Source organism: Cryobacterium sp., assembly GCF_025463825.1.
GTDB lineage: Bacteria > Actinomycetota > Actinomycetes > Actinomycetales > Microbacteriaceae > Cryobacterium.
In genome coordinates this window covers 21614-46816 of sequence record NZ_JAODBG010000123.1, presented here as the reverse complement: position 1 = coordinate 46816, position 25203 = coordinate 21614, and the positions used below count along the sequence as shown (strand labels likewise).

Genomic DNA, 25203 nt, shown 5'->3' with positions numbered 1-25203 from the left:
GCCCCCAAATGTTCAACGGCTTCGACCGCGGCGACCAGTGAATCTGCGGGCACACCCGGTCCAGGCGGGGTGCCGGGGGCGGAAGTGTCTGCGATGGTGGACATGCAGACAATGTAGCCCGATGTCGAAGCTTTGTGTGGAAAAAGCACGGTTGTGGAGAACTTTTCAGACGCTATTAACCGGCCTTCGGCGAGTCCGGCCGGCCTGCTAGGTTCCGAGATGGAGATGGAGGAATTCGGAGACCTGCACTCGCATCGCGGCGTCGAGGATTCCGATCGAGTGCAGGCTTCCCGGCACCGTCACGAGCTGGTTGGTGATCCCCAGACCGTCCAGGTCGGCAGCGAATCCCGTCGACTGGCTGAGCGGAATGAATTCCTCGCTCGAGGTGCCGATGAATACCGGCGGGTCGGTGCTGTCCAGCGTGTTCACGGCCGAAGCGTCGACCGCCGCCGGGCAGTCCAACAGGGAGGAGCAGTCGAGGTAGTCGAGCGCGATCTGCTCCAGTCCGGACGATCCGCCGACCACCACGATTCCGTCGTAACTGAGGTCGACCGGGCCGGAGAGTTCGGCGACGGCCGCGACCCGGCTGCCTTCGGTGAGGGATCCGTGACCGCGGCTGCCCAGCAGCGCCGCGAGGTTTCCGCCCGCCGAGCCCCCGAACGCGCCGATCCGGTCGGGGTCCACGTCATAGCTGCCGGCGTTGGCGCGCATCCACTCGACCGCACGGCCGACATCGTCGATCGCCGCGGGAAAGCTCACCAGTGGGACCAGGCGGTAGTTCACCGAGTACGCCACGAACCCCTCAGAGGCCAACCACTCGCACACGTTCCGCCAGTCGCTGTTGCCCTTGTCGCCGCGGGCCCAGCTGCCGCCATGCACCGAGATGACGGCCGGGCGAAGGGCCGGCTCCACCGCCGCCTCCGTGGCAGCATCGGTGCCCCCAGGGGCCGCCACGGCCGAATCGACCTCGTCGCTGAGGCCGGCTTCGTCGGTCGCGCTTATCTCGGCGGCCGGCGTCCCGGTCGCCGCATCCGTTGCCGATCCAGCCGCAGGCTCGGTGGTGTCAGCGGGGGAGCACACATCCAGTGTCAGCTGGGTGCCGTCCGGCTCGGTGGCGTAGACCACGTCTTCCTCGACCACGGCGTCTCCGGGCGCGACGAAGGTGCGGATGCCGACCACCGCTGTCGTGTCGACCTCGCTCGCGGTGCCGCCGGCCTGGGCGGGGGCCACCGGGCGCAGGTTCCAGTGGAAGCCGGACAGCAGCACCGTGACCGCCAGGCCCATCCCGATGACATAGCTGATGAAGAGTAGGCGGAAGCGTCGGGAGCCAAGTCCGATGGCGGGGCGACCGGTGCTCACGAATCTCCTGAATGCGCTGGGTGCGGGTACCCCCGAGAATAGAACGCCGGGGCCGGGGCTGCTAATCGACGAGCATCCCGGCGCGCGCCGGGCGCGTCGCGGGAAACCGGTCGCGACGCGCGTCCGGCTGCCGGACGTGCGGGTCAGGCCGGAACGGGGACGTCGCGCTCGATCCCGGGCCGGAGCGCTGCCAACAGCCGGGTGAGGTCGAGCGTCGCGGCGCTGGCCGCGACGATGGCCTCCGCACCCAGCTCCCGATGGTCATGGATCGCCTGGGTCACAGCGGCGACGGCGGCTTCCGCCGTCTCCAGCGAGGCCAGGCTCGTCTCGCCGGTGTCCCATTCGTGGACCACCGCTCCCGTCGCCCGAGCCGCCGCGGCCAGCGGCGGCCGGAGCGCTGCCGGCAGCTCGACGGGCACGGGCGTGCCCCAGGCTGCCCCGGCCAGCACATCGGTCAGGTCGCGCACGTAGAAGGTCGCGTTCTCCAGCGCCGCCAGGTCGTCGTAGTCAGTTCTGAGATCGTGCGGCCGGATGCGCGCCCGCGGGTTGATCCGACGGCTTTCGTCGGCTTCGGCCAGCGCGCGCCGCACCGCCGTCGTCGTCCCCGCCAGCGTGGCGCCCTGCTTGGACCACTCGCCCTCTTCCGGCGGCCAATTCGCGTCCAGCGCATCCGCCACCGTCCCGAGGTGGTCACCGAGCGCGCCCCGCAGCCGGGACAGTCCTTTCACCGCAGCGGTGACCCGCAGCGGCGGTGCCACCAGCAGGTTCACCGCGAGACCGAGCACTACGCCGAGCGTCATCTGCGAGATATAGCCGATGGAGTAGCCGTCGGCGTTCGGCCCGCCGACGATCAAGACGAACAGACCCGCGATCGGCACGTACTCCCGGCCGGCGCCGAGTTGGCGGATGCCGCCGATCAGCATCCCGATACCCACGACAAGGGAGACCGTGAGCACGCTGGGCTCACTGAAGAGGATCACCGCGGCGGCCAGGGCCACGCCGATGACCAGGCCTGCCAGGGTCTGCATCGCGTTCTTGACCGACCCCATCAGGGTGGGATAACTGGCCACGATCACGCCCAGCGGAGCGTAATAGGGGTACTCGTCGGCAACGCCGGGCATCAGCGGGGCCAGCTTCCAGGCGATCGCCACGGCGACGGCCGTCTTCACGGCCTGCAGAAGCCGGGGGTGCACGGCAGCGGATTTCATCAGCCCGCCGGTCGCACGCGGGGATAGATCGGGAGTGCGCATCGATCGATTGTGCATGACCCCGGCCTCCCGCCCAAACCGGGACGCTCCGGACTGACCCTCGCCAAGACGGTGAAGCCCGCAACGGAATAGACTCGCGGCATCACCCGGACCCGGCACCCTCGGGGGGCGGGCGCGCGCGGACAGCCCCGCGAGGAAGGCGCCGGCTAAGGAGGCGCCGTGAAGATTGGAGTCGCGGAAGGAACCGGCACTGTGGGGCGTCACATCACCGACCGGATCAGGCAGCACGGGCACGAGCCCGTCGTCCTCAGCTGGTCGACCGGAGTCGACCTCCTGACCGGAGATGGCCTCGCTGCCGCACTCGACGGCGTCGACGGAGTCATCGACGTCGTCAACACCGCCGCCCTGTCGGCGAGGGCCTCCAAACGGTTCTTCGGCACCAACACGGCCACCCTGCTCACCGCAGAAGCGGCTGCCGGTGTGCGGCACCATGTTGCCCTCTCGATCGTGAACGCTGCCAGAGTGGCCGCCGGCTACTACGCCGGCAAGGCCCTGCAGGAGGACCGGGTGGAACGCGGCCCGGTGCCCTGGACCATCCTGCGGTCCACCCAATTCCACGAGTTCGCGGCGCAAACGCTGGGCCGGCAGTCCCGGGGAAAGCTGGCGCCGGATCGCGGCGGCGGAGGTCGCGGACCGGCTCGTCGAGCTGGTTCTCGGCGCACCGCGCGGCGCCGTGCCCGACCTGGCCGGCCCCGGCGAGGAACTCCTCGTCGACATGGTGCGCGCCTACGCCCGGGCCATGCGCTCCCGCACCCGGGTCATCCAGATCCGGCTGCCCGGCGGGATGGGATCGGCGATGCGCGACGGCGGCCTGTTGCCGTCTCGGGGCACCGAACGCGGCGTCGTGTCCTTCCGGCAGTGGCTCGACCGCGAGGTCCGCGGCCAAAGTCACCCGTGACTTTTGGGACTCGATCAGGTAACGTAGACAAGTCGGCTCTTGACACCGCGTGTTTCATTGTGTGCGCGGATGGGTTTGTAAGTCAGGATGGGCCGGTTTCCCAGTAATCCGCTGGTGAAAAATCACTGTATGTGAACGGCCCCGGCCATAGACTGCCCGGGTTCTCAGGCTGCGTCGCTGTGCGACGTACTACTGCCATGTACTCAACACAACCCAGAAATACTTCTATGCCTACTAGCAAGAAGCCGGCCGTCGGCCGCGCAGCCAAGAACTACGACCCGAGCTATTCCAAGGGCGGCCCGAAGGGCGCACCCAAGGGTGGCAGCAAGAGCCCCGGACACCGCGGTTACCGCGCAGACGAGGGTGCCCCCAAGAAGCAGCGTTGGAATGCCGACGAGCGCGCCGCGCGTTCAGGGGAGCGTTCCTCCTCCGACCGTCCCGCCTACGGCGACCGTCCCGCGTACGGCAACCGCACCGAGCGTCCGGCCACCGGGCAGCGCTCCGAGCGTCCCGCCTACAACGACCGCGCGCCGCGCACGGACCGTCCCTCCTATAACAACGACCGCCCGGCTCGCACCGAGCGTCCGTCGTATGGCGACCGTGCCCCGCGCACCGATCGTCCGTCGTACAACAACGACCGCCCGTCCTACGGCGACCGTGCCCCGCGCACCGATCGCCCGGCGTACAACAACGACCGTCCGGCCCGCACCGAGCGTCCGTCGTACGGCGACCGTGCCCCGCGCACCGACCGTCCGGCGTACAACAACGACCGCCCGGCTCGCACCGAGCGTCCGTCCTACGGCGACCGCCCGGCCCGCACCGAGCGTCCGTCCTACAACGACCGGAACAACGACCGCCCGGCCCGTAACGACCGTTCGTACTCCGACGGCGGCCACTCCAGCAACTTCTACCCGGACCGGGACTCCAAGCCCAAGTTCGCCGCCGGCGACGACGTGGTGCTCGAGCGCCTCGAGGCCATCGCCACGACTGCAGCGGATGTTGTCGGCGTGACCTTCGGCGACCTCGGCCTCGGTGGCAACATCGTGCGCGAGCTCGCTCTGCTCGGCGCTCCGTCCCCGTTCCCGATCCAGGCCGCGACCATCCCCGATGTCCTCGCCGGCCGCGACGTGCTCGGCCGTGGCAAGACCGGCTCCGGCAAGACCATCGCCTTCGCCGCTCCCATGATCGAGAAGCTGATGGAGAACAACGGCGCCAAGGACCGCAAGATGGCCCGCAAGCCCCGCGCGCTCATCCTGGCCCCGACCCGTGAGCTCGCGCTGCAGATCGACCGCACCGTGCAGCCCATCGCCCGCAGCGTCGGCCTCTTCACCACCCAGATCTACGGCGGCGTTCCGCAGTACCGCCAGGTCAGCGCCCTTCAGCGCGGTGTGGACATCATCATCGGCACTGCCGGCCGCATCGAAGACCTCGTCGAACAGGGGCGCCTCGACCTGTCCGAGGTTGTCATCACGGTCCTCGACGAGGCCGACTACATGTGCGACCTGGGCTTCCTCGAGCCGGTCCAGCGCATCCTGCGCCTCACCAAAAAGGGTGGCCAGCGCCTACTGTTCTCGGCCACCCTCGACAAGGGTGTCGCCTCGCTGGTCAAGGAGTTCCTGACAAACCCGGCCGTGCACGAGGTCGCCGGTGAAGACCAGGCCTCCAGCACGATCGACCACAAGGTCCTCCTCATCGAGCACCGCGACAAGGCCTCCATCATCGGCCAGCTCGTCGACCGCCAGGGCAAGACGCTTATCTTCAGCCGCACCCGTGCGTACGCTGAGCAGCTCGCCGACCAGCTCGAAGACGCCGGCGTCAAGGCCACCAGCCTGCACGGCGACCTCAACCAGGCCCGCCGCACGCGCAACCTGCAGATGCTCACCAGCGGCCGGGTCAACGTCCTCGTTGCCACGGATGTCGCCGCGCGCGGCATCCACGTGGACGACATCGACCTGGTGATCCAGGCCGACATGCCCGACGAGTACAAGACCTACCTGCACCGCGCCGGCCGCACCGGCCGCGCCGGCAAGTCCGGTACCGTCGTCACGCTGATCCCCAAGCAGCGTCGTCGTCGCATGGAAGACCTGCTCGACCGGGCCGAGATCGAGTCCAGCTTCACCACGGCCACGCCGGGTGACGCATCGATCAGCGCGCTCGCGAACCTGTAACACCCAGCACTTCTTGCAGGGCATCCGCCGTTCCGGCGGGTGCCCTGCACTCATTAACGGATGCTGGCCACCGCCTTCTGGACCCGGTCGGAGAACTCGTCGGAGAGCGGAGCGGAGCCGGCGCTCTCGGCGGCGGCCGCTTGGCCTTCGGGGCTGGCCACGTAGGCGAGGTACGCCTCGACGAGTTCGCCCTGGTCGGCGTCCGGGTATTCCTCGCAGGCGATCAGGTAGCTCACCAACACCAGCGGGTACACGCCGGCGGCGGTGGAAGTGCGGTCGACATCGACCACGAGGTCGTTGGGATTGTCCCGCTCCACCAGGGGCGACGCGTCGATGATCGCGGCGGCGGCCTCGGTGGAGTAGTCAACGAACTCGTCCCCGACCTGGAGGGCCGCCACGGACAGGTCGCCGACCCGCGACGCATCCGCGTAGCCGATGGTGTTGTTGCCGTTGGCGACGGCGCTGACCACGCCGGAGTTGCCCTGGGCGCCCTCGCCGGCGTATGGGAACGCGTCGGCGGGTTCGTGCGTCCAGATCTCCGGCACGTTCTGGAACAGGTAGTCGGCGAAGTTCTTCGTGGTGCCGGAGTCATCGGAGCGGTGCACGGCGGAAATCTGTTCGTCGGGCAGTGTCGCGTCGGGGTTGAGGGCCACGAGAGCCGGGTCGTTCCACCGGGTGATCGCGCCGGAGAAGATGTTCGCGATGGCGGCCGGGTCCAGCCGAAGGTCGTCCACCCCGTCGACGTTGTGAACCAACACCAGCGGTGACACGTAGACCGGCAGATCGATGGCGGCAGAGCCTGGCGCGCAAGCCGCGAACTCGCCGGCCAGCTCCTCGTCGCTGAGGGCGGAATCGGAGCCGGCGAAGTCGACGCCGCCGCCGATGAACTGCTCCCGGCCGGCACCCGAGCCGGTCGGGTCGTAGTTGATCGTCACGCTGGCGTTGGCCCGCTGGAACTGCGACACCCACACGTCTTCCGCGGAGGCTTGCGCGCTCGACCCGGCGCCGTCCAGGGTGCCGGACAGGTCGCTGGTCCCCTGGCCGACCTCATTCGCGGCGCAGCCGGACAGGAGCAGTGTGGCCACGGTGACTCCGGCGCCAAGGAGTACAGCGGGGTGCCTCTTCATAACAATCACGGTTCCCATTCTGCCTGACCCGAGCTCCGTGCCCACCGGAAAACCCCGCGCAGGCCCGGGCTGGTAGATTCGGTGCAGGCTCTGAGAGGGAGAATTATGACCACACGCTGGGCGCGCTTCGCCCGTGGGTGGATCGTCGCGGGCTTCTCGACCTTCGTTGCCGCCCTCTCACACACCCTGGGCGGCGGCGCCGTGCCCGGCCCGCTCGCCGTAGTGGTGTCCCTGGCCTTCGCCGGGATCGTCTCGATCGCCCTCTCCGGCCGCACCCTCTCCACCTGCCGGCTCGCAACAGCCGTGCTAGTGAGCCAGCTGATCTTCCACGGTCTGTTCTCCATCGGCGGCGCCGGCGGCCGTCTGGCCGGCACGGATGCGCTGGCCGGCCACGCCCACGACGCCGGCCCGGCCGTGGTGTTGATGCCGGCCGGGGCCGCGCCGATGGCCGGTGACCACGGCGCCATGATGACCGCCGCGCACGTACTCGCCGCGATCGTCACCATCCTGGCACTCCGCTACGGCGAATGCGCCTTCTGGGGCCTGTTCAGCACGGCCAGGATTGCCGCGCACGCCCTCCTACGTCTGCCCGCGGTCGTTCCGATCCCGCACCGCCGGTCCGGCGGCGCGGACTTCGTCACCCGGGCGCCGCACCGGCCGCGCCTCGCTCCGCTCAGCCCCATGCGCCATCGTGGTCCGCCGGTGTGTCTCGTCGCCTGAGAGTCCCCTCTCACCCTCGTTTCGCACCCCCTCTTTCACGTGACCGAGCGGTGCCCGAGCCGGCCGTGCCTCCGCGCGCGCCGTGCCGCGCACCCGGTCAACCACGACTCCAAGGACCCACCATGAAGCTTTCCACCCCCCTGTTCGCCGCCACCACCCTGGCCGGCGCCACCCTGCTCGCACTGTCCGCCCCACTGGCCGCCAGCGCCCACGTCGAGGTCGACCCGTCGTCGACCGCCGCCGGCTCCTACAGCCTGCTCACCTTCTCGCTCGGCCACGGCTGCGACGGGTCGGCCACCACCGGAATCACCATCGACATCCCCGAGACGATCACCAGCGTCACCCCCACCGTCAACCCCGGCTGGGACATCGACAAGGTGACGGTCGACCAGGCCGCCCCGACGGAGGACGCCGAGGGCGAGACCCCCGCCACCCGCGTCGGCCAGGTCAGCTACACGGCCCAGTCTCCGCTCGCCGACGGCCTGCGCACCACCTTCGTGCTCAGCCTGCAGATCCCCGAGGACGCCGTCGGCGAGACCCTGGCCTTCCCGGTGCTGCAGTCCTGTGAGGTCGGCGAGACCGACTGGAGCGAAGCGGTCGTCGAGGGTGAGGACGAACCGGCCCACCCGGCCCCGGCCCTGACCGTCACCGCGGCCACCGCCGAGTCCGGCCACGGGCACGGTGACGCCGACGTGATCGCAGCGGATGCCGCCGCCTCGACCGAGACGACGGCCACTGACGATGTCCTGGCCAGGATCCTGGGCATCGGCGGACTCGTCGTCGGCGCCGTCGGCCTCGTCGTGGCGCTGGCCTCACGACGCAAGACCGCGGCCTAGGACTCCCGGTGAACCCCATCCGTTCCCGTCCACCGCGCTTGCTACGGCGCTCGGCGTTGGCCGCGCTCCTCCTGGGCGCCCTCACGCTGGGGATCCCGGCGGCGCCGGCGTTCGCCCACAACTCGGTGCTCGGCACCGTACCTGCGGCCGATTCGGTGGTGACCGAACAGCCCGGCACGATCACGATCACCACCAACGACAACCTGCTCGACCTCTCCGGGGAAGGCGCCGGCAGCGCCATGCAGGTGAGCGGCCCGACGGATGCGCCGCGCTACTACGGCGACGGCTGCGCAACTGTGGCCGGGCCGACCCTGGAGGCCGAGGTTCAGCTCGGCCAGCCGGGCGAGTACACCGTGGTGTGGCAGACCGTATCGACCGACGGGCACTCCATCTCCGGTACCTTCGCCTTCACCTGGCAGCCCGACGCGAACCAGGTGCTCGACGCCGGGTCGGCGACCCCGACGGCCTGCGGCGCCGCCGACGCCGGCTCCTCCGGTGTCGCGGACACCGACGCGGCGACCTCGGACGGCGCCGGCGCTGCGGTGGATGCCACCGACCTGATCTGGATCGGCGGAGCACTGGTGGCGATCCTCGCCGCGATCGGCCTCACCCTTCTCCTCCTGCGAAAGCGCCCCTAACCGCCTCCCGGGCCGCGGAAGCGGCATCTCGCCAGAGCGGTCCAACGGTCACCTCAGCACGCGGAGGTGACCACAGCGCCGCTCTCGCGAAACCGGGGGCGCATCAACCACAAGGTCCGCCCAGAGCGGCGGGGTCGGCGGGCGCGGGTAGAGTTGGCGGGTGAGTTGGAACGCCGAGATACCGTGGGATCCTGACGAGTTCGAGCCGCCGGACGACTTCGATGCCCCACCGCCCCCAGACCCCTACGGGTCGGGCGGCTCTGCCGTGCCCGCCGGTTCCGCCGGTTCCGGCGGCGCCGGTCCCGTCCACGTCGGCGTGCCCACCGGGCACACCGGGACTCTGCTTGCCCCGCCCGCGCCAAGGCGCGCGAGCGCCAAGTTCAGCACCGCCGCCGAGGCGCTCCACACGGTCTTCGGCTATGACTCCTTCCGGGGTGAGCAGGCCCAGATCATCGACCAGCTCATCGGTGGCGGCGACGCCGTCGTCCTGATGCCCACCGGTGGCGGCAAGAGCCTCTGCTACCAGATCCCGTCGCTCGTCCGCGAGGGCACCGGCATCGTGATCTCCCCGCTGATCGCCCTCATGCAGGACCAGGTGGATGCGCTCACCCTCGTCGGCGTGCGCGCCGCGTTCCTCAACTCCAGCCAGGACTCCGCTGCCCGCAACCAGGTGGAGCGCGACTACCTCGCCGGCAACCTCGATCTGCTCTACGTCGCCCCGGAGCGGCTCTCCAACGAAGCCACCAAGCGGTTCCTCGACCGAGGCACCATCGCCCTGTTCGCCATCGACGAGGCGCACTGTGTCTCCCAATGGGGCCACGACTTCCGCCCCGACTACCTGGCCCTGTCCGAACTCGCCGACCGCTGGCCGGACGTTCCGCGCATCGCGCTCACCGCCACGGCCACCGACGCCACCCACAAGGAGCTCACCGAGCGCCTGCAGATGGGCCAGGCGCAGCATTTCGTCGCCAGCTTCGACCGGCCCAACATCCAGTACCGTATCGTGGGCAAGGCCGAACCGCGCAAGCAATTGCTCAGCTTCATCCAGACCGAGCATCCCACCGACGCCGGCATCGTGTACGCCCTCAGCCGAAAAACCGTCGAGCAGACCGCCGAATTCCTGCGCGCCAACGGGCTGAACGCCTACCCCTACCACGCCGGCCTCGACCAGGGACTGCGCGCCCGCACCCAGGCCCGGTTCCTGCGCGAGGAGGGCGTCATCATCGTCGCCACCATCGCCTTCGGCATGGGCATCGACAAACCGGATGTGCGCTTCGTCGCCCACATCGACCTGCCCAAGTCCGTCGAGGGCTACTACCAGGAGACCGGCCGGGCCGGCCGCGACGGCCTGCCTTCCACCGGCTGGCTGGCCTACGGCCTGCAGGACGTCGTGCAACAGCGCCGCATGATCGACGAGTCGCCGGGCGACCTCGCCCACCGCCGTAAGATGAGCGCCCACCTGGACGCGATGCTCGCACTCTGCGAAACCGTGCACTGCCGGCGGGTCAACCTGCTGCGCTACTTCGGCCAGCCGAGCGAACCCTGCGGCAACTGCGACACCTGCCTGGTGCCGCCGGATTCCTGGGACGGCACCGTGCCCGCCCAGAAGCTGCTCTCCACGATTGTGCGCCTGCTGCGGGAGCGCAACCAGCGCTTCGGCGCTGGCCAGCTCATCGACATCCTGCGCGGCAAGACCACGCCCCGCACCACCCAGCACAGCCACGACCAGCTCGCCACCTGGGGCATCGGCGCCGACCTCACCGACCAGCAGTGGCGGGGCGTCGTGCGTCAGCTCCTCGCCCAGGGTTTCATTGCCACCTCAGGCGAATACGGCACTCTGATCCTCACCGACGCTGCTGCAGAGGTGCTGGCCGGCCGCCGCCCGGTGCAGCTGCGGAGCGAACCCGACCGCCCACTCAAGCGCACCCCCGCCGCCCGTGCCGCCACCGCCAAGGCCGGCCTGGCCGAGCTCAGCCCCGAGCAGGAGACCCTGTTCCAGGCGCTGCGGGCGTGGCGCAGCACCACCTCGCGGGACCAGGGCGTGCCCGCCTACGTCGTGTTCGGCGACGCCACCCTGGTGGCCGTGGCCGCTGCGAAGCCGCGTACCCTGGGCGATTTGGACGGCATCACCGGGGTCGGCGCGAAGAAACTGGACTCCTACGGAGAAGCCCTGCTCGAGGTCGTCGCCGCGAACGCCTGACCCATCGGCGGGCCGCGAAGATCCCCGGCGATCTTTGTCGGCCTCCGCACCTGCTGGCCCCTCGTTGTTGTAGAAGAGCTACAGGCCGAGGGCGGAGCCCCGCACCCTTCTTTGTAGCCACGTCACGCACTATTTCCGCCGTGGAGTCCCTCGACCTAACGTGGTCGAACACTCACAGCCGCGCGTAGCCGTAGACGTTAGGACCAATGATGGTTGACACTGTCCAGCGCCCCACCCCGATGCCGCCCAACCCGGTCGGTACCGATACCGGACCGGTTCGGGTCGCGGGAGACCCGGATGCCCCGCGCATCGACCCGGCCGCCCTCACCCGCTCGCTGCTCGGCACCTGGGCCGACGTCCGGATCAAGGCCCGCGAACTCACCGCAGGGCCCGAGCTGCAGCGCATGGAAGGTCTCTCCATGGCCGACCACCGGGCCCGGGTGCTCGGCCAGCTCAAGATCCTCGCCGACAACGGCCACGTGCACCGGGCCTTCCCCGTCTCCGTCGGCGGCTCCGACGACCACGGCGGCAACATCGCCGGCTTCGAGGAACTCGTCACCGCCGACCCGAGCCTGCAGATCAAGGCCGGCGTGCAGTGGGGCCTGTTCGGCGCCGCCGTGCTGCACCTGGGCACCTCGGCGCACCACGAGAAGTGGCTGCCCGGCATCATGAGCCTGGAGGTGCCGGGGGCTTTCGCCATGACCGAGACCGGGCACGGCTCCGACGTCTCGGCCATCGGCACCACCGCCACCTTCGACGTGGAGACCGGCAACTTCGTGCTGCACACCCCGTTTCGGGCGGCCTGGAAGGACTATCTCGGCAACGCCGCCATCGACGGCATCGCCGCCGTGGTGTTCGCCCAGCTGATCACCCTCGGGGTCAACCACGGTGTGCACGCGTTCTATGTGCCGCTCCGCGAGAAGTCCGGCGAGTTCCTCCCCGGCATCGGCGGTGAGGACGACGGCCTCAAGGGCGGCCTGAACGGCATCGACAACGGCCGGCTGCACTTCGACCAGGTGCGCGTCCCGCGCGAGAACCTGCTCAACCGGTACGGGGACGTCGCCCCAGACGGCAGCTACACCAGCCCGATCGGCAGCCCCGGCCGGCGCTTCTTCACCATGCTCGGCACCCTGGTGCAGGGCCGGGTGTCTCTGGACGGCGCCGCCACCCAGGCGTCCGCCCTGGCGCTGGCCATAGCCATCCGGTACGGCAGCGAACGCCGTCAGTTCACCGCGGGCAGCGACACCGACGAAGAGGTCATCCTCGACTACCAACGGCACCAGCGCCGACTGATCCCGCGCCTGGCCACCGCCTACGCCCAAACGTTCGCGCACGACGAGTTCCTCGTCAAGTTCGACCAGGTCTTCAGCGGCGCGGCGGCGACGGATATCGACCGGCAGGACCTGGAGACCCTCGCTGCGGCGCTCAAGCCGCTGTCCACCTGGAACGCCCTTGACACCCTGCAGGAGGCGCGCGAGGCCTGCGGCGGCGCGGGATTCCTCGCCGAGAACCGGTTCGTGGGCCTCCGTGCCGACCTCGACGTGTACGCCACCTTCGAGGGCGACAACAACGTGCTGCTGCAGCTCGTGGCCAAGCGCCTCCTCACCGACTACAACCGCAAGTTCGCCGGAGCGGACGCCGGGGCTCTCGCCCGGTACGTCGTGCAGCAGACCGCGGGCCGCGCCTATCACGGCACGGGCCTGCGCACCCTCGGCCAGTCGGTCGCCGACTTCGGCTCCACCGCCCGCAGCGTCGGTGCGCTGCGGGAGACGGGAACCCAGCGCGCCCTGCTCACCGACCGGGTGGAGACCATGATCGCCGGCGTCGCCCAGGCCCTCCGTAACGCCACCAAGCTACCGAAGAAAGAGGCGGCCGACCTCTTCAACTCCCACCAGAACGAGCTGATCGAGGCCGCCCGCGCGCACGCCGAGCTGCTGCAGTGGGAGGCATTCACCCGGGCGGTGGAGTCGACCACCCACGCGGGCACGCGGCAGGTGCTCACCTGGCTGCGCGACCTCTTCGGGTTGCGCCTGATCGAGGAGCATGCCGCGTGGTACCTCATCAACGGCCGGCTCTCGGGTAAGCGCGCCCAGGCCGTGACCGCATACATCGACCGGATCATCGCCCGGCTGCGCCCGCACGCCGTCGACCTCGTCGACGCGTTCGGCTACGCGCCGGAGCACCTGCGGGCGCCGATCGCCTCCGGCGCCGAGCGAGAGCGCCAGGTCGAGGCCCGCGAGTACTACCGTGCCCAGCGCGCCGCCGGCACCACCCCCGTCCCCGAAAAGCCCGTCCGTCGCCCCTAGCCCACCCGCGCCACACCTGGACTGGGGGTGGGTTCGGCCTCACGGAGCAGGTCCGACGGGCGGAAACCATCCGCTGGGCGGATGCTTCCGGGTCGGGCACGCCCCTAGTGTCGGAGGTGGGGTCGTCGCGGCATTCGTCCGTCCCCTCAGATGCGGGAAGAGGCAACGGATGATCTAGGCACAATCCCTGACCAAACGTTACGGAAGCAAGACGGCGGTCGACGGAATCGACTTCACGGTGCAGCCCGGCAGGGTGACCGGGTTCCTCGGTCCCAACGGCGCCGGCAAATCCACCACCATGCGCATGGTCGTGGGGCTGGACCGCCCGACCTCCGGCTCCGTCACCGTGAACGGCAAGCACTACCGTGACCACAAGGCTCCGCTGCGTGAAGTCGGAGTGCTGCTGGACGCCAAGGCCATTCACACCGGCCGGAGCGCCTACAACCACCTGCTCGCCATGGCGGCCACCTCCTCCATCCCGGCCAGCCGGGTGCGGGAGGTCATCAGCCTGACCGGCCTCGAGACCGTCGCGCGCAAGCGCGTCGGCGGGTTTTCGCTCGGAATGGGCCAGCGCCTCGGCATCGCCGCCGCCCTGCTCGGCGACCCGGCCACGCTGATCCTGGACGAACCCGTCAACGGGCTCGACCCCGAGGGGGAGCAATGGGTTCGCCAGCTCGTGCGCCGCCTGGCCGGCGAAGGCCGCACGATCATGCTCTCCTCGCACCTGATGAGCGAGATGGCCGTCACCGCCGACCACCTCATCGTCCTCGGCCGCGGCCGGGTCATCGCGGATGCACCGGTGGCCGAGCTCATCGGCGCCGCGACCGGCAAAACGGTGCGGGTGCGCACCCCGTATGCCCCCGAACTGGCCGCGCTCTTCGTGCGCCCAGACGTGAGCGTCACCCGCAGCGGTGCCGATCTGCTCGAGATCGTTGGTGTCTCCGCCGCGGACATCGGCAACCAGGCCGCCAGGGCCGGGATCGCCCTACACGAACTCACCCCGGTCAGCGCATCCCTCGAGGAGGCCTACCTGGCCCTCACCCAGAACGACGTGGAGTACCGCACCGGCACGACCACGGATGACCCCGGGGCCGTAGACCCGCGGTCCGCCACTGACCTGATGGAGAGAGTCCGATGAGCACCAGTGCCCCCACCATCGCCCCCACGTTCGTGGCCTCGGGTTCCGGACTGAGCTTCGCCGGGCTGCTCCGCTCGGAGTGGATCAAGCTGCGCACGGTTCGCTCCACCCTCTGGTCGTACGCCACCGTCATCCTGATCTCGGTCGGCATGGCCGCGCTCATGGCGGCCTCCTTCGGCGCCGGCGGCAGCCAGATACCGGCGGATGCACAGGTGGCGTTCGTCTCCCAGGCCGCCACCTTCGGCGTCTTCTTCGGCCAACTGGTCGTCGCCGTGCTCGGCGTGCTCGCCATCAGCGGTGAGTACACGACCGGCATGATTCGTTCGAGCGCCACCGCGGCACCCCGGCGGTTGCCCATGCTGGCTGCCAAAGCCGTGGTGCTCCTTGTCTGCACCTTCGTGGTCGGCCTGGTCAGCACCGTCGCCTCCTACCTGGTGGCGTCGCCGATTCTGGCCGGCACGGGTGTTTCCGCGAGCATCACCGACCCCGACCTGTTCCTGCCGCTGCTCGGCGGGGCCCTCTACCTGGCCCTGGTCTCGGTCTTCGCCCTCGGCAACGGCGCGATCCTGCGCAGCAGCGCCGGCGGCATCGCCGCGGCCCTGGGCATCCTGCTGCTGCTGCCGATCGCGCTGCTGATGATCCCCGCGGATTGGGCCGCCGATCCGATGCCGTACCTGATCTCCACCGCCGGCCTGGGCATCTTCGGTCTCAATGCGTTCGGTCCGCCCCTCGCCGAGGTGTGGCAGAACGTGCTCGTCGTGCTCGGCTGGGTTGCCGTGTCGCTCGGCGGCGCCGGGGTGCTGCTCCGCCGCCGGGACGCGTAGCGACGGCAGAGCGGAGGGGGAGCCGCGGTCCTCGCGCCGGCCGGGGCCGTAGGCTGACACGCATGAGAGATTTCTACCCCGAGATCGCACCGTACGACACCGGCATGCTCGACGTCGGGGACGGCCACAGCCTCTACTACGAAGTGTCCGGAAACCCGGACGGCAAGCCCGCGGTGTACCTGCACGGCGGGCCTGGCGGCGCCTCCAGCGCCACCCAGCGCCGGGTGTTCGACCCGGCGAAGTACCGGATCGTGCTGTTCGACCAGCGCGGCTGCGGCAGGAGCACCCCGCACGCCAGCGAACCCGACGCTGACCTGACGCACAACACAACCTGGCATCTGGTCGCCGACATCGAGCGGCTCCGTGAGCATCTCGGCATCGACCGCTGGCTGGTATGCGGAGGTTCCTGGGGCAGCTCGCTCGCCCTGGCCTACGCCGAGACCCACCCGGAGAAGGTGACCGAACTGGTCCTGCGCGGCATCTTCACGCTCCGCCCGATCGAACTGGACTGGTTCTACGAGGGCGGCGCCGCGGCGATCTACCCCGACCTGTGGGAGGGGTTCATCGCGCCGGTGCCCGTCGACGAGCGCGGCCACCTGATTGAGGCGTACAGCCGCCTACTGCACGACCCGGACCAGTCCGTCCGGGAACGCGCCGGCGTCGCCTGGTCCACCTGGGAGTCCTCCACCATCACCCTGCTGCAGAGCCCGGCGACCATCGAACGATTCACCGAGCCGGCCTTCGCCGTGGCCTTCGCCCGGATCGAGAACCACTATTTCATGAACAAGGGCTGGTTCGAGCCGGAGCAGCTCATCCGCGACGCCGGCAAGCTGAAGGACATCCCCGGTGTCATCGTGCAGGGCCGCTACGACATGTGCACCCCGGCGTTCACCGCCTGGGCGCTGCACCAGTCCTGGCCGGAGGCCGATTTCCAGATCATCCCCGACGCCGGCCACTCCTTCGAGGAGCCGGGCATCCGCGCCGCCCTGCTCGACGCCACCGACCGGTTCGCCGGATAGCGGCCGCGGCCGACCCTCCGGTGCTCCTCCGGTCAGCGGCCCCGCCGGCTGAGCCGGTCGGTGAACCGACGGACGAAGCGGGCGAGCGTCGCCAGATCCGTGCGGCGTAGCCCGTAGAACTCGAGAGGGTTGATGCCGAACACCCGGGCCAGGAACACCAGGTTGAGATTGCTGGAGATCAGGTTTCCCACCAGCGTGGCCAGCGCCGCTCCCATCGCGCCCAGCACGGGAGCGAGCAGCACGAGCAGGCCGATGTTCACCAGGCAGGCGACAGTGAGCGACACGCTGCGCAAGCCCGGACGGCCGCGACCGCTGAGCCCGGAGCCGGCGATCGATCCCGGGGTATTGAGTACCACGGCGGTGAGCAACACCGCCGCGACCGGCAGTGAGGCCCGGAAATCTTCGCCGAAGAGGAAGGGCAGCCACCAGAGCATGCTCACGCCGAGGAACAGGGCGGCCCATCCGCTCAGGAGTGTCGAGATCCGGGCCGACGAACTCAGCCGCTCGTCCACCGATTGGGCTGATTCGTTGACGAAGGTGACATCGCGCACCGCCTGGTGGATGATCAGCGGCAGCTCGCTCACGCTGACAGCGACCACGTACAGTCCGAGCTGGTAGGTGCCCGCCAGCGGAGTCATCAGAACCTGATCGATGCGGGAGAGCAGGATGCCGGAGATCGCGCCGATCCACACACGCATCCCATAACCGAGCAACCCGCTCGTCCTGGCGACCGGCGGGACCTCACTGGCGCGCGCCGGGAGCGTGCGCATGCGGCCGAGATAGACCACGGCGCCGGCGACGGGCATCGCCGCGACGGTGATCGTCGCGACCAGGGGCGTCAGGGTGCCGGTCAGCCAGAAGGGGATGAGCACCAGCAAGCGGAGGGAGGACGTCAGGATGCGCTCGATCGCGACCAGCCGCCAGGTCTGGGTGGCGGACGCAACACCCCGCAACACCCCCACCAGCAGGTTGGGCACGATCGCGAGCCCTGCGACCAGGATCAACTGGGCGACCTCCGACGAGCCGCCGCTCAACCAGCCGGCGGACAGCCCCACGGCGGCCATCGCCAGGAGCCCGGCAACGCTAAGCAAGACCAAGCCGCGGCCGGCGGCGTTTCGGGCCAGGTGCGGCGACCGGGCAACGACCCAGGTGACCGCCTCGGGAATTCCGAAGGTGGCCAGGGTCACCACGAGGGCCAGTGGCGCGGTGGCGGCGGCGACAGCACCGCGGCCCTCCACACCGAGCGCCTGCGCCAGGATCGGACCGGAGAAGAGGGCCACCAACGGCGGGAAGGCATTCCCCAGCAGCGCAATCGACATGTTGCGGGACACCGACCCCGCTCGCGGAGTACCCGGCCCGGCGGCCGTGGCGACCGGGGTCGGCTGCGCAACCTCGCGGACACGCTGCGTTCGCCCGGGACGGCCGATCACGTCGATGGACCTCCCCTGGTGTCGGGCGGCTTGTCGGTGCGGCCGACACGGTCCGCCCGCGTGAGGCCTGCCCTGAGGGTGCACACAGTACTCGGGCGCCCCGGACGCCGATACCGCCCACCTTCGGGGGGCATCGGCCTCCTGAGCCCCTCCGCGCCCTTGTCGGCACCCGACCCGCGCTCTATGGTGTCGTCGAAGCGGCCTGGACACCGGCGAGAAATCCGACTCGTCGTGCCGGCCCGGTGCGGTGGTGGGCATGGCGGTACACACGGGGTCAACGCCCGTCGGCGGGCCGGGCGCGGCCTTCCCAGGCCCGGCCGGCCGGAATCCGCTGTCGGCAGCTCGGCTGGCCGAATCGCAGCGCACCCGCCTGCTCGGCGGCGCGGTTGCGACCATCGTGCTGGTGCTCCTGGCCATGCGCACCGAGATCCAGGCCGGCCTCACCGTCGGGTACCTGCTGGCTGCGGTCCTCGCTCCGCTCTGGATTCCCACGCTGCGCCTCTTCCGGGGCGCCCGGCTGCTTCTGGTCGTGGGTGTCTTCGCGGTGGGATCCGGCCTCTGGCTCACCCAGTCGTTCGTGGCAACCCACGAGACCAGCGTCGGCCAGATGGTGGCCCTCACGGTCGGCCTGGTGGGCATTCTGTGCGGGATCGGATTCGTGCTCTGGTGCCGCACCGTGCTGACCGACGCCCAGGTGGCGCTCTGGTTCGGGATCGGCCTGCTGCTCGGCGTGACGCCCACCAGCGAGTTGTACCTCACCAACCCGTGGAAGTTCGGCTATTCCTTCGCGCTCACGCTGATAGTGCTGGCCCTCGCCCGGCAGTCCGGTCGCCGCTGGCTGGAGCTCGTCGCCGTCTCCGGCTTCACGCTCATCGCCGCCTTCACGGATGCCCGCTCCGCGTTCGCCATCCTGCTGCTGACCGCGGTGATCGTGCTCTGGCAGATGCGGCCGGGACACCGCACCCGCACGGTGTCGGCCGCCTGGCTGGTGCTGGTGGTCGGCTTCCTCACGCTCGTGGTGTACCTCGTCGCCCAGGCGCTCATCCTGGACGGCGCGCTGGGTCAGGAGACCCAGTTGCGCAGTGACGCCCAGCTGCAGACGTCCGGCTCGCTGATCCTCGGGGGTCGGCCAGAGGCCGCCGCGACGGCCGCGCTGATGCTCCATCAGCCCTACGGGTTCGGCACCGGCACGGTACCGAGCGGTGAAGACATCCTGGCCGCGAAGTCCGGCCTCAGCCGAATCGGCTACGACCCGAACAACAACTACGTGGACATCTACATGTTCGGCGGGCAGATCGAACTGCATTCCATCGTGGGGGACCTGTGGGCCTGGTTCGGGATCCCCGGTCTCCTGCTGACGGCCGTCCTGGTCGCGGTGGTGCTCCGCGGGGTCGCTTCCGGAATCGCCAGCGGCACGGCTTCGGCCGTGGCGGTCTACCTGGTGATCAAGCTGTTCTGGGCGCTGCCCTTCGGTCCGGTGTACAGCTCGTCCACGCTGATCATCCTCGCGGTCGGACTGGTCGTCCTCCGCCACCTGCCGCCACCCGCGGGCCCCCCTGACGGACTCCGGCAACCGGCGCGGATCATTCGAGCAAGGCGGGGCTAGGCCCGAATATCGCCAATCTGGGGAGAAAGCGCTTCCAACGCGCGGCGTAGAGCCGTGCTTGACGTGTGCACCGTATAGGGGAAATACACCACGTCGACGCCGACCTTCGCGAACTCGCGCTCGAGCTTCTGGCCCCGGGCGGTTCCGCGCCAATCGTCGCCCTTGAAGAACACGTCGAAGCCGATGGTGCGCCAGGTGTCGAGCTTGTCCGGTACGGTTTCGGCGACGGCCTCGTCGACGAAGCCGATGTGGCGGACGATCTCGAGCCGCTCGGCCAGCGGCACAATCGGCGGCGCGCCTTTGGTCAGGACCAGCATTTCGTCCGACACCACCCCGGCGATCAGGTAGTCACAGCGGCTGCGCGCCTGCCGCAGGATGTTGAGATGGCCCACGTGGAAGAGGTCGAAGGCGCCGGCAGCATAACCAACGCGAAGAGGTGGGAATCCGGGTCGCTCAACAGGCATCGGGCCAGCTCGTTTTCTCTCAGTTCACGGCCGTTGGCCGGAAAAGTCGGGTAGAGATGTCGATGGGGACTGTAGCTGGGGAGTTCCGATCCGGCTAGTGTCGCGACGGTCGAACCTTGGAGTGTGGTGTAAGCGTTTGACGTATTCGGGATAGTAGGAGAAGCTTGGTGCACGATCGGTGGCCCCCTACGGTTGCTCCATCCCGCATGTCCCGAACGTTGTGCATCACCAGAAATCACTCAATAACTCAATGCTTTCCTCTCTTAAGCGTTCCACGTCGTCGAGCAAGACGACCCCGTCCGTCCCCGACCTGGCTACGTCCGGAACCGGGGCATCATTCAACAAGCGACCCGCCATGTTCGCGTCCGCGGCCCTGGCCGTGGTCATCGGCCTCACCGGCTTCGCGGCGGTTCCCGCCCAGGCCGCTCCGGCGACGGCAGCCAGCTCTGCCGTGAAAACCGCCATCTCCACCGCCCTGGAGGAGGTCGTCGCACCTCCCGGCGGAAGCAAGACCATCTCACTGGGCAGCGTGCCGGCCAACGCCACCGCCGTGCAGCTCACTATCACCGGTGCCGGCGCCTGGCGCGACACCGAGGTGAAGGCGTCCATCAGCCCGAACGGCGCCCAGAAGACCATCTTCACGGCCAAGCTCAACGAGAAGCCCAGCACCACCGTCACCCTGCCGCTCCAGGCCGGGCACGACGGCAAGCTCACCCTCGCCAGCACCCAGGCCAGCGTGCGGCTGAAGACCACCATCACCGGATTCACCGTGCCGACCGCCACGGCGGCCACCGCGACTGCGTCCACGACCGGCGCCCTGGCGACCGTCGTGGTTCCGCCGAGCGGTCAGAAGACCATGTCGCTGGGCAACATCCCAGCCGGCGCGACCTCGGTCAAGCTCACCATCACCGGTAAAGGCGCCTGGCGCGACACCGCTGTGAAGGCCTCCATCGGACCGGATGGGCGCCAGCTCGCCGTGTTCACGGCATCCCTCGACCAGAAGCCGACCGCCACCATCACGCTGCCACTGCACGCCGGCCACAACGGCAAGCTCACGCTCACCAGCAGCCAGGCCAGTGTCGAACTGAAGACCACCGTCGTGAGCTTCGGCTCCAGCCCGGCCCCCGCTCCGGCCCCGGCCCCCGCCCCCACCAAGGCGCCCGCAGCCACCACGGCTCCCGCGGCAACCGGCACTCCCGGCAAGGGCAACACCGGTGTCCCGGCCGGCACGCAGCTCAAGGTGCACAACGGCGACCTCAACATCAGCACCGCCGGCACCGTCATCGACGGCCTCGACATCCGCGGCCTGGTCAAGATCAGCGCCCCGAACGTCACCATCAAGAACTCGATCATCCGCGGCAAGGCGCTTTCCGGCGTCGCCCCGCTGATCAACAACCTCGGTGGCCAGCCCGGCCTGAAGATCGTCGACACGGAGCTCTTCCCGTCCGTCGCGTCACCGTACGCCATGGGCATCTACGGGTATAACTTCACCGCCACTCGCGTGAACATCCACGGCGTGATCGACAGCATCCACCTCACCGGCGGCAATGTCTCGATCGACAAGTCCTGGTTGCACGACAACCTGCACTACACGAGCGACCCGAACCACAACGGCACGCCGAGCCACGATGACTCGATCCAGATCCAGGTGGGCAGCAACATCAGCATCACCAACAGCAGCATCAGCGGCGCGTTCAACTCCGGTGTCCAGATCACCCAGGACCGCGGAAAGGTCTCCAACTTCACCTTCACGGGCAACTACGCCAACGGCGGAGGCTGCACCGTGAACATCGCGGAGAAGACCTACGGACCGGTCCAGGGCGTCAAGATCGCCGACAACACCTTCGGCCGCGACACCAAGCACGCCGATTGCGCAGTGATCGCCCCGACCACCACCCCGGTCAGCGCGGCCCGTAACTTCTACGTGCCCGACATGGCCCCGGTAGCCGTCCGGAAGGGCTAAGGCTCGATCAACCCGGCTATCCGGGAGTCGACAGGACCCCGCGTGCAGCGCACGCGGGGTCCTGTCGTCGTTCGCGGTGACTGACGGGGAATTACACCCCTGAAAAGGGGTCGGTGGGTGTCGACGATCGACATATACTCACGAAATCGTGCCACGTACCCGAAGCGTGGCCATGACCGGTGAGGCTCACTGATGCTTGTTGGTGCCCGAAACGCTTTCCTCGCGCTGGTGACCGCCGTGGCGCTTGCCGCCACAGCCACCCTGGCCAGCGCGCCCGCGATCGCCGACACCTCGCCGGCGGAAGGCACACCGGCCACGGTCGCGGCCGACGCGCTGCCGACCCCGCAAATCAATGGCGTGGTCTGGGCGCAGGTGATCGTCGGGAACACCGTCTATGTCGGCGGCCAGTTCACGAAGGCCCGGCCGGCCGGCTCGGCGCCGGGCACCAACGAGGTCTCCCGCAACAACATGCTCGCGTACAACCTCACCACCGGTGTGCTCACCTCCTTCAATCCCAACTTGAACGCCGCAGTCCGGGCACTGGTCGCCGCGAAGGACGGCTCCAGGATCTACGTCGGCGGCAACTTCACCAAGGCGGGCAGCGCGACGCGCTACCGGATTGCGGCGTACACCACGTCGACGGGCGCGCTGGTGACCTCCTGGGCGCCCTCGCTCAACGGGCGGGTGGCCGCGCTGGGCATCAGCGGCGGCGCCGTGTACGCCGGCGGGACCTTCACCCAGGCCGGGGGGCAGGCGCGCACCTATATGGCCAGCTTTGCCATCTCCAACGGTGCGGTGCAGCCGTGGAAGGGCAAGCCGGCCGGCGGCACCGTCACCACCCTGACCGTGTCGCCCGACAGTACGAAGGTCATCATCGGCGGTTCGTTCACGACCTACAACGGCAAGAGCAACCCCGGCTACGGCATGGCTGCCACCAGCTCGTACTCAGGCGCGTCGCTGACCTGGAAGGTGAACAGCGTGATCCGCAACGCCGGTGCGAATTCGGCCATCCTGAGCCTCACGTCGACGAGTGCCGGGGTCTTCGGCACCGGGTACGGATTCTACGGTGAGGGCAACTTCGAGGGTGCTTTCCGGGCCTCCTGGGCGGACGGCACGCTGATCTGGTTGGAAGACTGCCACGGCGATACCTATTCCGCCGTTCCCACCGCCAGCGTCGTCTACACGGCCGGCCATGCGCACGACTGCAGGACCATCGGCGGGCATCCGGAAACCAAGCCCCGCGCGATCCACCGCACCCTGTCGTTCACGATGAATGCGACGGGAACCGTCGCCAGGAACACCGTGGACAGGTACTTCAACTTCGAGGGCAAGCCGCGACCGTCCGTGCTGACCTGGTACCCGGACATCAACGCCGGCACGTTCACCGGGCAGAACCAGGGCGCGTGGAATGTCACCGCGAATTCGCAGTACGTGCTCTACGCCGGCGAGTTCACCGTGGTGAACAACAAGCAGCAGCAGGGCCTGGTGCGATTCGCGATCCCCTCGATCGCGCCGAACAAGCAGGGTCCCCGGGTCACCGGTGCCGACTTCGTGCCCACCCTGGCCTCTCCGGCGGCCGGATCGGTGAAGGTCACCTGGACGTCCAACTACGACAGGGACAACGAACTGCTCACCTACTCGGTGCAACGGGGCACGATGACGGTCAAGACTGTCACCGGACGCTCCATGGACTGGAAGCGGCCGACCCTGACCTGGACCGAGACCGGCCTGTCCGGCGGCACGTACTCCTATCGGATCCGGGTGACCGACCCCCGAGGCAACGTCGTCACCGGTAACGCCGTCACCATCACCGTGAGCGGCGCAGCCGCGAACCGCCTCGCGGCGCCGGCCGGACCGAGCTTCACCACCACGGTGACGGGGCTGAACGTGGCCGTCGACGCCGCTGCGGTGACCTCTCCGGGCGGCACGATCGGCTCCTACGGCTGGTCGTGGGGTGATGGCTCCAGCAGCACCGGCGTCTCCGCGACCCATGCGTACACACAAGCCGGCACCTACCAGGTGGTCCTCACGACCACCGACGCGGCCGGGACAACCCACACCCAGACCCAGTCGGTCGAGGTGACAGACCCGCCTGCCCCGACTCCGGAGCCGACCCCATCCCCGACGCCGGCGCCCGCGGAGCCCGCTCCGGCGCCCGAAGAGCCCGCACCCGCGCCCGAGGAGCCCGCTCCGGCTCCGGAAACCCCGACTCCCGCTCCTGTGGAGGAGGCACCGGTACCGCAGACGCCGACACCCGCGCCCGTGGAGGAGACGCCGGTGCCGGAGGTACCCGTTCCCGCGCCAGAGGCCGAGACGCCGGTTCCGGCACCCGTGGTGAAGGCGCCGGTTCCGGCGCCGGTGAAGGAAGCGCCGGTCCCGGTGCCCGCGGAGAAAGCGCCGCCGGCGCAGGTCCCGGCCGCCAAGCCGGAGGTGTAGTGCCCGTGCAACCACTGAGCGAAGCGACATCAGCGACACCAGCGGCACCAGCGTTAGGAGCGCGACCATGGATTTAAAGGACCCCACCACCCCCGGCAAGCATAGCGGCCGCACCTGGCGCTGGCTCGGCCTGGCCTCCGTCGTCACCGCGGCAGTGCTGTTGTTCGGGGCCTCTCTCTGGGTGTCCCAGGGCGGCGGGCTGCCGCTGGTCGGTGCCACCGGTGCGAGCAGCCCGACGTCCGCGGCCACGCCGACGGAGGAGCAGCCGATCACCGAGGTTCCCGTGGATCCGGCCGTCCAGGAGCCGGCGCCGCCCAGCGAGCAGCCCGAGCCCGAGGCTCCGGCCGAGCCGCCGGCCGAGCCGCCGGCCGCCGTGACCCCCGTCGAGGTGGCTCCGCTGCCGGAACTGCCGGCGGTGCCCCTCACCGACGAGGTCGCCCCCGTGCCCGGGGTGGTCGTCAGCATCGACGCCCTCGAGGCAGTGGAGGGCGAAGCCCAGGGTCCGGGCGAAGTGGGCGGACCCGCACTGCGCTTCACCCTGACCATGCGCAACGACGGCGACGCCCCGGTGTCCCTGGCGTCGACGGTGGTTACGGTGTACTACGGTCAGGACCAGGCACCCGCAGTGGACCTGCGCGGGCCCGGTGGCGTGCCGCTGCCCGACGAGGTCGCCGGCGGCGCCACCGTCACCGGGGTGTTCATCTTCACCGTGCCGCCCGAGGAACGTGACCAGGTCAAGATCGGGGTCGACTACACCGTCGGCGTTCCGATTGTCGTGTTCGAGGGGGCCGGTCCGCGCTGAC

General features: G+C 69.5%; 19 protein-coding genes and 1 pseudogene. 15 read left to right on the top strand and 5 right to left on the bottom strand.

The features are described from left to right. Window positions 1-207: 207 nt before the first annotated feature. Window positions 208-1359, bottom strand: coding sequence for an alpha/beta hydrolase fold domain-containing protein (locus tag JWP54_RS15475; protein ID WP_297373683.1), 1152 nt, complete (start codon window positions 1357-1359; stop codon window positions 208-210). 143 nt (window positions 1360-1502) lie between these two features. Continuing rightward, window positions 1503-2609, bottom strand: a complete 1107-nt coding sequence (locus JWP54_RS15470) for an FUSC family protein (RefSeq protein WP_297373680.1) — start codon at window positions 2607-2609, stop codon at window positions 1503-1505. A gap of 177 nt (window positions 2610-2786) precedes the next feature. On the opposite strand from JWP54_RS15470, the pseudogene JWP54_RS17805 reads away from it, so the two are divergent. The 3 genes and pseudogenes from JWP54_RS17805 to JWP54_RS15460 form a co-directional block, all read left to right on the top strand. Further along, window positions 2787-3149 (top strand): annotated as a pseudogene (locus JWP54_RS17805) (3-beta hydroxysteroid dehydrogenase); the annotation flags it as partial. A 151-nt stretch (window positions 3150-3300) separates the two neighbouring features. After that, window positions 3301-3525 (top strand): hypothetical protein, encoded by a 225-nt coding sequence (locus JWP54_RS15465; RefSeq protein WP_297373677.1) that lies wholly within the window; start codon window positions 3301-3303, stop codon window positions 3523-3525. 227 nt (window positions 3526-3752) lie between these two features. Further along, complete coding sequence (locus JWP54_RS15460; protein WP_297373673.1) at window positions 3753-5693, top strand: DEAD/DEAH box helicase; 1941 nt, start codon at window positions 3753-3755, stop codon at window positions 5691-5693. Between the two features lie 53 nt (window positions 5694-5746). Here JWP54_RS15460 and pstS read toward each other — a convergent pair whose 3' ends face one another. Next, window positions 5747-6778 carry a phosphate ABC transporter substrate-binding protein PstS gene (gene pstS / locus JWP54_RS15455; RefSeq protein ID WP_297373670.1) on the bottom strand — a complete coding sequence of 344 codons (1032 nt, stop codon included), beginning with the start codon at window positions 6776-6778 and terminating at the stop codon, window positions 5747-5749. Between the two features lie 147 nt (window positions 6779-6925). On the opposite strand from pstS, the gene JWP54_RS15450 reads away from it, so the two are divergent. The 8 genes from JWP54_RS15450 (at window position 6926) to pip (ending at window position 16501) form a co-directional block, all read left to right on the top strand. Next, entirely contained in the window at window positions 6926-7540 is a 615-nt protein-coding gene (locus JWP54_RS15450; RefSeq protein ID WP_297373667.1) for a hypothetical protein, read from the top strand. A gap of 122 nt (window positions 7541-7662) precedes the next feature. Next, window positions 7663-8376 carry a YcnI family protein gene (locus JWP54_RS15445; protein WP_297373664.1) on the top strand — a complete coding sequence of 238 codons (714 nt, stop codon included), beginning with the start codon at window positions 7663-7665 and terminating at the stop codon, window positions 8374-8376. 8 nt (window positions 8377-8384) lie between these two features. Beyond that, window positions 8385-9014 (top strand): copper resistance CopC family protein, encoded by a 630-nt coding sequence (locus JWP54_RS15440; RefSeq protein WP_297373661.1) that lies wholly within the window; start codon window positions 8385-8387, stop codon window positions 9012-9014. A gap of 160 nt (window positions 9015-9174) precedes the next feature. After that, window positions 9175-11214, top strand: a complete 2040-nt coding sequence (gene recQ / locus JWP54_RS15435) for a DNA helicase RecQ (RefSeq protein WP_297373658.1) — start codon at window positions 9175-9177, stop codon at window positions 11212-11214. Between the two features lie 239 nt (window positions 11215-11453). After that, the gene (locus JWP54_RS15430) at window positions 11454-13520 is read left to right on the top strand and encodes an acyl-CoA dehydrogenase (protein WP_297373691.1); all 2067 of its coding nucleotides are present in this window, start codon (window positions 11454-11456) and stop codon (window positions 13518-13520) included. 187 nt (window positions 13521-13707) lie between these two features. Further along, window positions 13708-14658 carry an ABC transporter ATP-binding protein gene (locus JWP54_RS15425; protein ID WP_297373688.1) on the top strand — a complete coding sequence of 317 codons (951 nt, stop codon included), beginning with the start codon at window positions 13708-13710 and terminating at the stop codon, window positions 14656-14658. Continuing rightward, window positions 14655-15482, top strand: coding sequence for an ABC transporter permease (locus JWP54_RS15420; protein ID WP_297373655.1), 828 nt, complete (start codon window positions 14655-14657; stop codon window positions 15480-15482). Before JWP54_RS15425 ends, JWP54_RS15420 begins: the two co-directional genes overlap by 4 nt. Window positions 15483-15544: 62 nt before the next feature. Continuing rightward, entirely contained in the window at window positions 15545-16501 is a 957-nt protein-coding gene (pip, locus tag JWP54_RS15415; RefSeq protein ID WP_297373652.1) for a prolyl aminopeptidase, read from the top strand. Window positions 16502-16533: 32 nt separating this feature from the next. Here the strand turns inward: pip and JWP54_RS15410 are convergent, their stop codons facing one another. Further along, window positions 16534-17820 (bottom strand): polysaccharide biosynthesis C-terminal domain-containing protein, encoded by a 1287-nt coding sequence (locus JWP54_RS15410; RefSeq protein WP_297373649.1) that lies wholly within the window; start codon window positions 17818-17820, stop codon window positions 16534-16536. Between the two features lie 367 nt (window positions 17821-18187). Here JWP54_RS15410 and JWP54_RS15405 point away from each other — a divergent pair, with 367 nt between their 5' ends. Then, on the top strand, window positions 18188-19537 hold the full coding sequence (locus JWP54_RS15405) for a hypothetical protein (RefSeq protein ID WP_297373647.1): 1350 nt from the start codon (window positions 18188-18190) through the stop codon (window positions 19535-19537). Here JWP54_RS15405 and JWP54_RS15400 read toward each other — a convergent pair. Further along, complete coding sequence (locus tag JWP54_RS15400; protein WP_297373644.1) at window positions 19534-20001, bottom strand: adenylyltransferase/cytidyltransferase family protein; 468 nt, start codon at window positions 19999-20001, stop codon at window positions 19534-19536. The two genes, JWP54_RS15405 and JWP54_RS15400, sit on opposite strands and share 4 nt — an antisense overlap. Window positions 20002-20251: 250 nt before the next feature. On the opposite strand from JWP54_RS15400, the gene JWP54_RS15395 reads away from it, so the two are divergent. The 3 genes from JWP54_RS15395 (at window position 20252) to JWP54_RS15385 (ending at window position 25202) form a co-directional block, all read left to right on the top strand. Further along, a complete protein-coding gene (locus JWP54_RS15395) occupies window positions 20252-21964 on the top strand; it encodes a hypothetical protein (protein ID WP_297373642.1) in 1713 nt (570 codons plus the stop codon). Window positions 21965-22156: 192 nt separating this feature from the next. After that, window positions 22157-24400, top strand: a complete 2244-nt coding sequence (locus tag JWP54_RS15390) for a PKD domain-containing protein (protein ID WP_297373639.1) — start codon at window positions 22157-22159, stop codon at window positions 24398-24400. A 67-nt stretch (window positions 24401-24467) separates the two neighbouring features. Continuing rightward, a complete protein-coding gene (locus JWP54_RS15385; protein WP_297373637.1) occupies window positions 24468-25202 on the top strand; it encodes a hypothetical protein in 735 nt (244 codons plus the stop codon). The last annotated feature ends 1 nt before the right edge of the window (window position 25203 follow it).